The 12,500-nt window shown below is 45.7% G+C and carries 8 protein-coding genes and 3 rRNA genes (2 of these 11 only partly in view); all 11 read right to left on the bottom strand.

Annotated elements, in window-relative coordinates:
* Positions 1-1,010, bottom strand: a 23S ribosomal RNA gene (locus SRRS_RS00230); it reaches 1,905 nt to the left of the window's first position.
* Positions 1,011-1,222: 212 nt separating this feature from the next.
* A 5S ribosomal RNA gene (gene rrf / locus SRRS_RS00225) occupies positions 1,223-1,339 on the bottom strand.
* Positions 1,340-1,535: 196 nt separating this feature from the next.
* A 16S ribosomal RNA gene (locus tag SRRS_RS00220) occupies positions 1,536-3,090 on the bottom strand.
* The 16S, 23S and 5S rRNA genes sit together here, the layout of an rRNA operon.
* 549 nt (positions 3,091-3,639) lie before the next feature.
* Complete coding sequence (gene rbsB, locus SRRS_RS00215; RefSeq protein WP_371365143.1) at positions 3,640-4,572, bottom strand: ribose ABC transporter substrate-binding protein RbsB; 933 nt, start codon at positions 4,570-4,572, stop codon at positions 3,640-3,642.
* A 96-nt stretch (positions 4,573-4,668) separates the two neighbouring features.
* Positions 4,669-5,613, bottom strand: a complete 945-nt coding sequence (locus SRRS_RS00210) for an ABC transporter permease (protein ID WP_371365141.1) — start codon at positions 5,611-5,613, stop codon at positions 4,669-4,671.
* A gap of 5 nt (positions 5,614-5,618) precedes the next feature.
* Positions 5,619-7,112 (bottom strand): sugar ABC transporter ATP-binding protein, encoded by a 1,494-nt coding sequence (locus SRRS_RS00205; protein WP_371365140.1) that lies wholly within the window; start codon positions 7,110-7,112, stop codon positions 5,619-5,621.
* Between the two features lie 9 nt (positions 7,113-7,121).
* Complete coding sequence (rbsD, locus tag SRRS_RS00200; RefSeq protein ID WP_371365139.1) at positions 7,122-7,517, bottom strand: D-ribose pyranase; 396 nt, start codon at positions 7,515-7,517, stop codon at positions 7,122-7,124.
* A gap of 1 nt (position 7,518) precedes the next feature.
* On the bottom strand, positions 7,519-8,463 hold the full coding sequence (gene rbsK, locus SRRS_RS00195) for a ribokinase (RefSeq protein ID WP_371365137.1): 945 nt from the start codon (positions 8,461-8,463) through the stop codon (positions 7,519-7,521).
* The gene (locus tag SRRS_RS00190; RefSeq protein ID WP_371365136.1) at positions 8,438-9,496 is read right to left on the bottom strand and encodes a LacI family DNA-binding transcriptional regulator; all 1,059 of its coding nucleotides are present in this window, start codon (positions 9,494-9,496) and stop codon (positions 8,438-8,440) included. Before SRRS_RS00190 ends, rbsK begins: the two co-directional genes overlap by 26 nt.
* A 267-nt stretch (positions 9,497-9,763) precedes the next feature.
* On the bottom strand, positions 9,764-11,422 hold the full coding sequence (gene ilvD / locus SRRS_RS00185) for a dihydroxy-acid dehydratase (RefSeq protein WP_371365134.1): 1,659 nt from the start codon (positions 11,420-11,422) through the stop codon (positions 9,764-9,766).
* A gap of 174 nt (positions 11,423-11,596) precedes the next feature.
* Positions 11,597-12,500, bottom strand: partial view of a hypothetical protein gene (locus tag SRRS_RS00180; RefSeq protein WP_371365133.1) — the 3' portion only. It continues 173 nt past the right edge of the window; only the last 904 of its 1,077 coding nucleotides appear in the window; its start codon lies beyond the right edge, outside the window — the gene reads right to left on this strand; its stop codon occupies positions 11,597-11,599.

Below are 12,500 nucleotides of genomic sequence, written 5' to 3'. Positions count from 1 at the left end.
TCTGGGCTGTTTCCCTCTTGACTACGGATCTTATCACTCGCAGTCTGACTCCCAGGCTAAAGTATAGCCATTCGCAGTTTGACAAGGTTCAGTAACCAATATGGCCCCTAGCCCTATCAGAGCTCTACCGTCTATACTCATTACCTGAGGCTAGCCCTAAAGCTATTTCGGGGAGAACCAGCTATCTCCGCGTTCGATTGGCATTTCACCCCTATCCACATCTCATCCCAAAGCTTTTCAACGCTCACGGGTTCGGTCCTCCACGCATTTTTACCTGCGCTTCAACCTGGACATGGATAGATCACTGCGGTTTCGGGTCTACAATAACTAACTCTCGCCCTATTTAGACTCGCTTTCGCTTCGGCTCCGTGTTTTCCACTTAACCTCGCTAGTTACTGTAACTCGCCGGTTCATTCTTCAATAGGCACGCCGTCGACCACATAAGGGTCTTCGACTGCTTGTAGACATACGGTTTCAGGTTCTCTTTCACTCCCCTCCCGGGGTGCTTTTCACCTTTCCCTCACGGTACTATGCGCTATCGGTCGCCAAGGAGTATTTTGCCTTGGAGGGTGGTCCCCCCTGCTTCCCACAGGGTTCCTCGTGTCCCGTGGTACTCTGGATTCTGACCATTAGGCTCTGTCTTTCGCTTACAGGGCTTTTACCTTCTGCGGCCTACCTTTCCAGGTAGTTCGACTAGACCTGACCTAACTTCTGTCAGTCCTCAACCCCAAAGAGCAAAGCTCTCTGGTTTGGGCTCTTCCCCGTTCGCTCGCCGCTACTTAGGGAATCTCGTTTGATTACTTTTCCTCCGGGTACTTAGATGTTTCAGTTCCCCGGGTGCCCTCCTAGCATAAGCTAGGTGACGGTGCATTACCACCGCCGGGTTCCCCCATTCGGACATTCATGGATCAATGCCTGCTTGCGGCTCCCCATGACTTTTCGCAGCTTACCGCGTCCTTCTTCGGCTCTTGGCGCCTAGGCATCCACCGTATGCCCTTAATAACTTGACTTAATTTGATTAAGCCGTTAGTATAGCTTACGTTTTGCCTTCAGTATATCCTAATTGCGCGTAAAGAACTTCTCATATTTATATATGAGGCATTACTTTACTTTTGCTTTCTTCTGTGCAGTTTTCAAGGAACACTTTCTCGACTTTCGATTTACGACTTTAGACTTTCGATTTTTATCGAATGTCACAGGTCGATCGTCGAACATCGAGATGAACCAGCAACTTCCTAATCTCCCAGGCCGTTTCCAACCAAGTACCTTCGGCGTTTATGGGCTTAACTACTGTGTTCGGTATGGGAACAGGTGGAGCCCCACAGCTATCGTCACTGGATTGTTTTGTTTCAGGAATATCTATGTTATCATAGTCACTTGTGTATTTCAACAAGTAACTTATGGTAATTGGCATTCCCTCAAAACCAAACAATGTAAGTGCTTGTGCATCTGCCAAATGTACCGACCTAGAAGTAGCTCGATTTTTATGTCGAAAGTCAAAGGTCGACTATCGAACGTCGAGCAGTTCTCCCTAGAAAGGAGGTGATCCAGCCGCACCTTCCGATACGGCTACCTTGTTACGACTTCACCCCAATCATCGGCCCCACCTTAGACGGCTGGCTCCTTACGGTTACCCCACCGGCTTCGGGTGTTTCCAACTTTCGTGGTGTGACGGGCGGTGTGTACAAGGCCCGGGAACGTATTCACCGCAGTATGCTGACCTGCGATTACTAGCGATTCCGACTTCACGGAGGCGAGTTGCAGCCTCCGATCCGAACTGAGAGCTTGTTTATGCGTTTGGCTTACCTTCGCAGGCTTGCTTCGCTTTGTTTAAGCCCATTGTAGTACGTGTGTAGCCCAGGACATAAGGGGCATGATGACTTGACGTCATCCCCGCCTTCCTCCGCATTGTCTGCGGCAGTCTCCTTTGAGTTCCCACCATTACGCGCTGGCAACAAAGGATAAGGGTTGCGCTCGTTGCGGGACTTAACCCAACATCTCACGACACGAGCTGACGACAGCCATGCACCACCTGTTTTCGTGTCCCCGAAGGGAGGAACTTATCTCTAAGTTTTTCACTCAATGTCAAGCCCTGGTAAGGTTCTTCGCGTTGCGTCGAATTAAACCACATACTCCACCGCTTGTGCGGGCCCCCGTCAATTCCTTTGAGTTTCAACCTTGCGGCCGTACTCCCCAGGCGGGGTACTTATTGCGTTAACTCCGGCACAGGAGGGGTCGATACCTCCTACACCTAGTACCCATCGTTTACGGCTAGGACTACCGGGGTATCTAATCCCGTTCGCTCCCCTAGCTTTCGCGCCTCAGTGTCAGACACAGTCCAGAAAGTCGCCTTCGCCACTGGTGTTCCTCCCAATATCTACGCATTTCACCGCTACACTGGGAATTCCACTTTCCTCTCCTGCACTCAAGATCCCCAGTTTCCTGCGCCTATACGGGGTTGAGCCCCGCACTTAGACACACGACTTAAGAATCCACCTACACGCCCTTTACGCCCAATAATTCCGGACAACGCTTGCCACCTACGTATTACCGCGGCTGCTGGCACGTAGTTAGCCGTGGCTTCCTCCTTTGGTACCGTCATTACTTTAGATTATTTACCCAAAGCACGTTCGTCCCAAACGACAGAGTTTTACGATCCGAAAACCTTCTTCACTCACGCGGCGTTGCTCCGTCAGACTTTCGTCCATTGCGGAAGATTCCCCACTGCTGCCTCCCGTAGGAGTCTGGGCCGTGTCTCAGTCCCAGTGTGGCCGTTCATCCTCTCAGACCGGCTACTGATCGTCGCCTTGGTGAGCCTTTACCTCACCAACTAGCTAATCAGACGCAGACCCATCTCTAAACGATAGCTTATATATAGAGGCCATCTTTCTTATCTTTATCATGCGATAAAGATACCACATTCGGTATTAGCACCACTTTCGCGGTGTTGTCCCCATCTTAGAGGCAGGTTATCTACGCGTTACTCACCCGTTCGCCACTAAGTTGTTATTGCTAACAACTCCGTTCGACTTGCATGTGTTAGGCACGCCGCCAGCGTTCGTCCTGAGCCAGGATCAAACTCTCCATAAAAGTATATTTATGGAGCCATTTGTTGGCTCATAAAATCAAATAAGAAATTGTTTTTGGTTTTGTATGTCGCAAGCGACATACAACCGCACATCTGGCTTTTTATGATGCATTACTTACATTGTTCAGTTTTCAGGGAACACTTTTGTTGTTGCCGCGTTTTCAGCGGCGACAGTTATTTATGTTATCACGTTTGTTTCATCGTGTCAACATAATCTTTTTTGGTATTTTGTGTCGCCTCAATAGCGACAGCTTTTATATATTAACACGGCTATCAAGCAGTGTCAATAACTTTATTGTTTTTCGGCCATTGAGAACGATTACATATTTCCACCGTACTCGTTTGACGCTGCCAAAACCTATTATGTACTGAGAAGAACAGCAACCCTAGTGGGCTGTCCGCCTTTTCATCGTAGCATATGGTAACCCATCTTGTCAATTATTATTCATACAATTTAGAAAAAACAAAATATAAAAAAGGCAAGCCTTTGCTTGCCTTTCTCTTCCTATAGAAAGTCTTTAACTCTTCTCTGATTTAGAAACAACCTCAGCTTATTTCTTTACTACTAATTCTAACGCTACAGGTATAGAAGCAGGCACAGTTTCTTTGGCCATTACTTTCTTAGCGGTCTCAATACTAACTTTACCCATATCTTTCGGCTTTTGAGCTACTGTTGCAGCTAATGTGCCTTCGTTAACGGCTTTAACCGCGTCAGCAGTAGCGTCAAAGCCAACGACCATAACATTGGCACGGTTGCTGGCTTTGATTGCCTCTAGAGCACCAAGAGCCATTTCATCATTATGAGCAAATACAGCATTTATTTCTGGGTTGGCTTGAAGAATATTCTCCATAACTTTCATACCTTTAGCACGGTCGAAATCTGCAGGCTGTTTAGCAACTACAGTAATACCGGCTGCCGCTTTAATGGCTTCGTTAAAGCCCTTACCCCGGTCATTAGCGGCCGAGGTGCCGGGAATACCCTCTAACTCAACAACCTTACCTTTACCACCTATTTTATCGACAATTAGCTGACCGGCCATTTTACCACCGGCAACATTGTCAGAGGCAATTGCACTGACAACAGTACCACCGGCAGCACCACGGTCAACAGTGATTACCGGTATATTAGCTTTGTTGGCAGCCTCGATAGCGGGAACAATAGCCTTAGAGTCTACGGGGTTTACGATAATAACACTTACTTTTTGTTGAATAAGATTTTCAATATTAGCAAGCTGTTTGGATGCATCATTTTGGGCATCCATAACAACAAGTTCAATACCATTGGCGTCTGCAGCAGCTTTTGCGCCGTCTCTTAAGTCTACAAAGAATGGGTTATTCAGAGTTGACACAGCTAGTCCAACTACAGCTTTTTTAGCTGCCGGTGCTTGTTCTTTAGTCTGACCACAGCCGGCAATAACACTTACCATAAGAGCCATAACTAACAGTAACGCCCATACACTTTTTTTACGCAGATTACTAAACATTGTTTCTCCTCCTTGATAATTGTAGTTTACCAGACTTCAAAAAAGCTATTGCATGCCCCCCCTTTTGTCCAGATAACCGTGTTATACCGCTTCTGGTTATTTTTTGCGGTCGAGTAATACTGCCAGCAAAATAACCGCTCCTTTGGCTACCTGCTGATAGAAAGAAGAAACATTAAGCAGGTTGAGACCATTATCCAAAATCCCGATAACCATAGCCCCAACCAACGTACCGCCAATTGTGCCTATACCACCTGCAAGACTTGTACCGCCTAATACTACGGCGGCAATGGCATCTAATTCAAAACCCATTCCGGCAGTCGGCTGAGCCGAGTTAAGCCGCGAGGTAAGGATAATACCACTGAGGCCCGCCAGCAAACCGCTAAGTGTATATACTGTTACTAAAATCTTCTTAGTTCCAATACCAGACAACCGGGCCGCTTCTTCATTTCCCCCAATAGCATAGATATAGCGCCCCAGTTGATTTTTCTTAAGAAAAACATAAGCAATAATAAAAATTAATGCCATAATAATTACAGGCACAGGTATTCCCGCAATGTACCCGCCGCCTAACCATCTGAAATCTTCCAACAACCCGGTAATTGGACGACCTTCCGTGTATACCAGTGTATATCCTCTGGCCACCGTCATCATGCCCATGGTCGCAATAAATGGCTGGATTTTTCCTTTAGTAATTAACAAACCGTTAATTAGACCTAAAACACCGCCAATAACCAGCCCGGCTGCAACTGACGGCACTATTCCCTGACCGGAAGCCATAAGCCCGGCAGTGATGCTGCCTGACATCGCTACAATCGAACCTACCGATAAGTCAATACCGCCTGTTAAAATAACCAAAGTCATGCCAACACTGATAATTGCATTTATCGATACCTGACGGGTAACATTAAGCAGGTTATTAACTGTTAAAAAACGATCAGACAGAAAGGCCAAAGCCATACTCATAATTATTAAACCTAACAGTGGCCCCATTTTTCGGATTATATTTGTTCTGACTTTTTCTCTTGCTTGTTCTGCTGCCACTATAATTACTCCCCTCCAGCTGCGTAAGCCATAATTTTTTCCTGGTTAGCACCGTCTACCGGCATATCGGCCATCAATTTACCTTGATGCATTACTAAAACCCTGTCACTCATCCCCAGGATCTCCGGCAACTCTGATGAAATCATCAAAATTCCAACCCCGGATGCCGTTAGCATATTCATAATCTGGTAAATTTCAGCCTTTGCACCAACATCAACACCTCTGGTAGGCTCGTCCATAATTAAAACTTTAGGGTTGGTTGCTAACCATTTTGCAATTACTACTTTTTGCTGGTTGCCGCCGCTAAGGTTTTTTACTAATTGCTCTGCTCCAGGTGTTCTGATCTTGAGACTGTCAATTTGTTGTGATATAAGCTTTTGCTCATCCGTACCTGACACAAAAGTATAGGTACTTACTTTATCAAGAGCCGCCATCGTGATATTTTCCCCTACCGACAGTGACAAAACCAGCCCCTGATGTTTACGGTCTTCCGTAATTAGCCCAATCCCCGCCCTGATAGCATCAGCGGGAGAAGAAATAGTAGCTTTTTTACCTGCGACGGTTATTGTGCCGCCATCGATCGGGTCTGCCCCAAAGATAGCTCTGGCCATTTCGGTCCGCCCGGCCCCCATAAGACCGGCAACACCGACAACTTCTCCGGCACGAACTGAGAAGGATATATTATGCAGCACCCCTTTGCGGACCAAATTCTCAACTGTAAGAACTTCTGACCCGATAGGTGCTGTTTCTTTGGGAAACCGTACTGTCATCTCCCGCCCTACCATCATCTTTACTAGTTGGTCGAAAGTAGTTTCAATGGTTTTAACTGTACCGATATACGCGCCATCCCGCATAACGGTTATCCTGTTACTTAAAGCAAATAGTTCTTCCATCCGGTGAGAAATATATACAATGCCAACCCCCGCAGCAGCCAGTTGACGTATTATGGAAAAAAGGTGTTCCGTTTCCCTGCCTGTAAGCGCCGCAGTAGGTTCGTCCATAATTAGTATTTTGGTTTCATAAGACAGAGCCTTGGCTATCTCCACCATTTGCTGCTCCCCTATACTAAGCTCAGATACAATTGCATCAGGGGCAATGCCAGATCCCAGCCGGGTAAGAATTTCTTGGGCCTGTTTCCACATGGATTTCCATTCGATAAACCCTAAGGTCATTACCAGTTCGCGCCCTAAAAATATATTTTCCATTACGGTGAGTTCCGGTACCAGATTAAGTTCTTGATGGATAATGCCAATCCCTAATGCCTGGGCATGTCTTGGATCGGCTATTTCAACTGCTTGTCCATCAAGTTCTATTGAGCCGGCGTCTTTCTGATATACACCACTGAGTACTTTCATAAGGGTAGATTTACCCGCTCCGTTTTCACCCAGTAAAGCATGGATTTCACCAGCCTCCAGGGAAAAATCAACTCCCTTTAAGGCTTTTACTCCCGGAAACTCTTTAGTAATCCCCTTCATTTCAAGTAAAGCTTTACTATTCACAATACCCTCCTAAAAAGTTACGCCTGCTTTAAGAACGATGTTGGCATACGGCGTGCATTCACCTGTGCGCACAACTGCTACCGCTTGCTTAGTCAACAACTTAAATTCCTCATGACTGACCATACTTGACGGTATTGCTTTTATAGCAGCTTTTATGCCGTTAAAGATTACCGGACTTACTGCCATAGTCTCATTAGCAATAATTGCAGATTCCACCTGCAGTTCGCTAAGGATAACTTCTAATGTTTGCAAAAAGGCCGGAACCCCGGCTGTTAAAGCCAAATCAATGCGACGTACGTTTGGTGGAATTGGCAAACCAGCATCACCAATTACCAGCATATCACCATGACCCATTCCAGCAATTACTTCACTAATTGGCTGATTTAGTATTCCGATTTTTTTCATGTTATTTACCTCCTGTACGCCTGATATAATCATCCACTTCCTGCCGCCAAGGCAGTGCCGGCTGTGCCCCGCGCCTGGTTACTGATAAACCGGCGGCAACTGCGGCAAACCGCATGCCGTCTCTTATTTCCTGTCCTTCCGCTAATGCGGTTGCCAATGCGCCGGTATATGCGTCACCTGCGGCTGTCGTATCAATAGCCTCAACTGTTATAGGGGGAACCAAAAAAGTTTCCCTGCCGGTTAAGCACATAGCGCCCTTACTGCCTAACGTAATTATTACCGCTTTAACCCCCAGAGCAAGCAGCCTTTTTCCAGCGATCACCGCATCTTCAGGTAAACTCACCTGACAGCCGGTCAAAACAGCTGCCTCAGTTTCGTTAGGCGTTAGAATATCAACCTTTGCTAATATATGTTCCGGAACTTCCCGGGCCGGAGCCGGATTCAATATTATTACCCAGCCTGCGTCCTTGGCTATTTTTATAGCATACTCAACAGTAGCTGCCGGAATCTCATGCTGCAAAACTAAGATACCCGGTTGATCAAAACTACGTAACACATCATCTACATCTTTTTCATTGCAACAGGCATTTGCACCAGGCACGACGACAATAGTATTTGTTCCTGAAGAAGCGACCGTAATAAGCGCTGTTCCTGTTGCTGTCTCGGTCTCCCGAATAAAGGCTGTAGCAACATTAGTGTCCTTAAGACTATTTAATAAATCCCGGGAAAAAGCGTCCTTACCAACACAGCCGGCCATAGTCACCTTAGCTCCGAGCTTGCCGGCCGCTACCGCCTGATTAGCCCCTTTACCGCCGGGAAAAGTAGCAAACTCTCTGCCAGATACGGTTTCGCCCATAGCAGGCAATCTATCAGTCACGACTACCAAATCCATATTCAGGCTGCCAATAACTACGATAGGCTTACTCTCTAATTGCTTTTGTTTCATGCTCGGCCCCCTGGTTTTCTGTAGATTTGCGCACAATTAATTCCGGCAAAAATTTCTGCTCCAAGACCTCTGCACTTGTGCTGGACATCTGTTTTATCAGCATGGCTACGGCAGCTTGCCCCATCTCATAGGCCGGCTGTCTAACGGTAGTCAGCGATGGTTTGTGCCAGAATGCCAGCCTAATGTCATCAAAACCGACGATAGCTATATCCTCAGGAACCCGGATACTTGCTTCAAGTAACGCCTCAATTGCGCCAATTGCCATCATGTCATTTGCTGCAAAAATAGCATCAAACGACTCTTTTTTCTCAATAAGTTCCTTAATTGCTTGATAACCGCTATCAAACGAATAGTTGCCAACAAAGGTCAACTTTTCGTTAACCGGTAAACTGAACTTGTCAAGTGTATCATTAAAACCCCGGCGCCGGTCTATGGATGAGGAAGATTTCAGCGGACCGCTAATGAAGGCAATTTTTTTCCTTCCGGTTTTAATAAGGTGCTCAACCGCTAAAATGGCTCCCTGATAATTATCATAAACTACCGCACTTAGTTTTCCCGTTGCCGCACGTCTGTCAAGAGTAACAACAGGTACTGGCAAATCCGCTAGCATCTCCAAATTGCCTTGACTTTCGATTCCGCCAATAAACAAAATTCCATCCACTTGTTTACTAAATAAAAACTGTATATACCGGTCTTCCTCAACAGCGTTTCCATCAGTGTTACACAAAATAACAGCATATCCTTGCTGTCTTGCAGCATCTTCGGCACCGCGTACCAATGACGGGAAAAATGGGTTCTCTATATCCGGAATAACTAACCCGATACTACGTGATTTGCGCTCCTTTAACGCTCTGGCGACAGCGTTAGGACGATATTCCAGCATATCGACGGCTGCATTAACCCGTGCTGCTAACTCCTCTGATACGCCGGCGCTGCCGTTTAAAATTCGGGATACGGTAGCAATAGACACCCCCGCAGTGCGGGCAACATCTTTTATAGTTACATTTGTGTTGGTACTTTTAGTATGCTCCATTTACAATCTCTCCTGCAGAGTTTACTTTATCTATAAATCAAATGTAAAATTTTTACTTGTAAACGTTTTCAAAAACGTTTACTTGATATATTACACATGCTTAGCTAAAATCCTTTCGGATACTATAAGGAAAATTTCGACAACTTCATGCTACTTTGGTTACTAGTTAAACTCGTCATATTTTTAAAATCGCAAAAGCACCAATAAAAAAAGGCAGTCCTTGTACAGGACTGCCTATATTCAACTCTGCTCTGTTACTAGCAATATTTATTTTAATACAGCGCCAGTATTAGCCGAAGTAACAAGCTTAGCGTATCTAGCCAGATATCCGCTTGTAACTTTAGGAGCCGGCTTAACCCACGCAGCCTTGCGTTTAGCCATTTCTTGATCACTTACCTTAACTTCCAGTTTACGACCTGGAATATCAATATGAATGACATCACCTTCTTCCAAAAGTGCAATTGGGCCGCCTTCCATGGCTTCCGGCGAAATATGACCGATACATGCTCCCTGGGTAGCACCGCTAAAACGACCATCTGTTAGTAAGGCGACCCTCAAGCCCATACCAACAATTACTGCCGTTGGATTAAGCATCTCCTTCATTCCAGGACCGCCTTTAGGTCCCTCATAGCGAATAACCACAACATCGCCGTCTTTTATTTTCTTACCGATAATAGCGTCAATAGCTGCTTCCTCAGAGTCAAAAACCCGGGCACAGCCTTCAAACACAAGCATATCCTCTTTAACAGCGCTTTCTTTAACTACTGCGCCGTCAGGAGCTAAGTTGCCATTCAAAATTGCAATGCCCCCCGTACTACGATAAGGCGCTTCAATTGATTTAATAACATCCGTCCGCATAACAGTGGCGTCTTTAATTCTGTCTTTGACTGTCCCTGTAACTGTTATAGCATCTTCATGAATGCGGCCTGAATTAGAAAGCTCCTTCATTACCGCGCAAATTCCCCCGGCTTCATTAAGGTCCTGAATGTGCTGGGTTCCACCCGGACTTAATTTAGTAATATAAGGAGTTTTAGCACTAATCTCATCAAACAGTGTCAGCGGCAACTCAATTCCCGCCTCATAGGCAATTGCCGTTAGATGCAGTACAGTATTAGAAGAGCCGCCTATTCCCATATCTACTGTCATCGCGTTCTCAAAAGCCTTTTGGGTCAAAATGTCGCGGGCCCCTACATTGCGTTTAACCAAATCCACTATAATTTGGCCGGCTTGTTTCGCCATCATCCGGCGTGCACCTGAATAAGCGGCCGGGACAGTACCGTTTCCGGGCAAAGCCATCCCTAAGGCTTCCGTCATACAATTCATGGTATTGGCCGTAAACATTCCGGCGCAAGAACCACAGCCAGGACAAGCCGCTTTTTCCATTTGATCCAGTTCTACTGCTGAAATTTTACCTGATTCGAATAACCCGGCTGCTTCAAACATATTGCTGACACTAATATCTCGTCCCTGGTAGCGCCCGGCTAGCATCGGCCCGCCGCTAACTACAATACAGGGAATGTTTAGCCTGGCCGCAGCCATCAGCATTCCCGGAACAATTTTATCACAATTAGGAACAAGCACCAAGCCGTCAAAACCATGGCCAGTGGCTACAGCCTCAATAGAATCAGCGATAAGCTCCCGGCTGGGCAGCGGATATTTCATGCCATCATGTCCCATCGCAATACCGTCACAGATTCCGATAGCCGGAAACTCTACCGGCATACCACCGCCGGCAGCTACCCCTAATTTCACGGCGTCTGCCACATCTCTAAGATGCATATGTCCAGGTATTATTTCGTTAAATGCATTAACAATGCCAATCATCGGTTTCTCAAGTTCCTGGGGGGTATATCCCATAGCATAAAATAACGAGCGGTGCGCCGCCCGGGTCGAACCCTTTTTAACAATATTACTCCTTAACGTCATATGTATTATCCTCCCTTAGCTAGATCATATCTATATGAAATGCACTTTATTCTCTCTGTCAAAAACACTTATTTAACATTGTATTAAGTATTCAACATTATATCAGCAAATCCTGCCCATTGTAAACAAATAAAAACAGGTCATCCCTAAAATCCAAGATGCCCTGCTAAAACATTATCTTCTCTTTTTATTTTTCTTAGGAGGTTTTTGTTTATTTACTTTGGCTGCAACCGGCCAAATAGTTTTTAGTTTAGGTAATTTTGTTACCCTTTCTGCTGGTAAAAGTTCCTCGCGGCGTTCACCTAAATATACTTCAGCGATCGGATACAGTGTTTCCCGGCGATTTGGGTCTATATCAAAATCAAGATTGGTTGTTGCTGCAATTTCACTTTTCGAAAAATGAGCCATCTCCAATTCATTTGGGTTTGGCAACATATCAATTTTGGCTTGACTTTGTGTGTATATAGTAAACAGCTTGCTCAAAGCACCGACTATAAGCTCTCTGAGGTCATAGGCAGGTAATTTCTTATATTGGTGACTAAAAGCCACCGCTTGTCTAAAATGCTCGGCAGCTTTTTCAAGCTCGCCACATTCCAACAGCAATTGTCCCAAAGAAAAATGTGATTCTACTTGTCCCATATATTTAGTTAGTGCCTGCTGATGCGAAAACGCCGCTAATTCGGGGCGCTTCCCGATATAATAGGCGTTCCCTAAGCGATTCCAAAGATAACTATCCTCAGGCGACTGAGCAAGCTTTTTCAAAAAATATTCTTCTGCATCACTACCCCAGCGCGGCGAAAAATCTTTATCGATTAAGGCTTCTCCAAAAATAACCTCTTCCGGTTGCGCTGAATTAACACCACTACGCATTGCCGCAGCCGCAATTTTCCCTGCAAGCATTGTTTTTATTCGGGAAGATAACTCCCACTCCCCAGTAGCATTACAATGTTTGCAGCGAAAATAGCCGAGCGCCTGAAAATTCCCCTCAACCTTTGCATTCTCAGCATCAGATGCTGGAATTACCAACGTACCAAAATCATAGTCACCATTTTTTCCACATCGCTTACATGTTAAACGC

Origin of the sequence: Sporomusa rhizae (assembly GCF_041428845.1) — a bacterium.
Lineage (GTDB): Bacteria > Bacillota > Negativicutes > Sporomusales > Sporomusaceae > Sporomusa > Sporomusa rhizae.
Note: the sequence above shows the minus strand (reverse complement) of the source record. Positions and strands in the feature narration are given on the sequence as shown.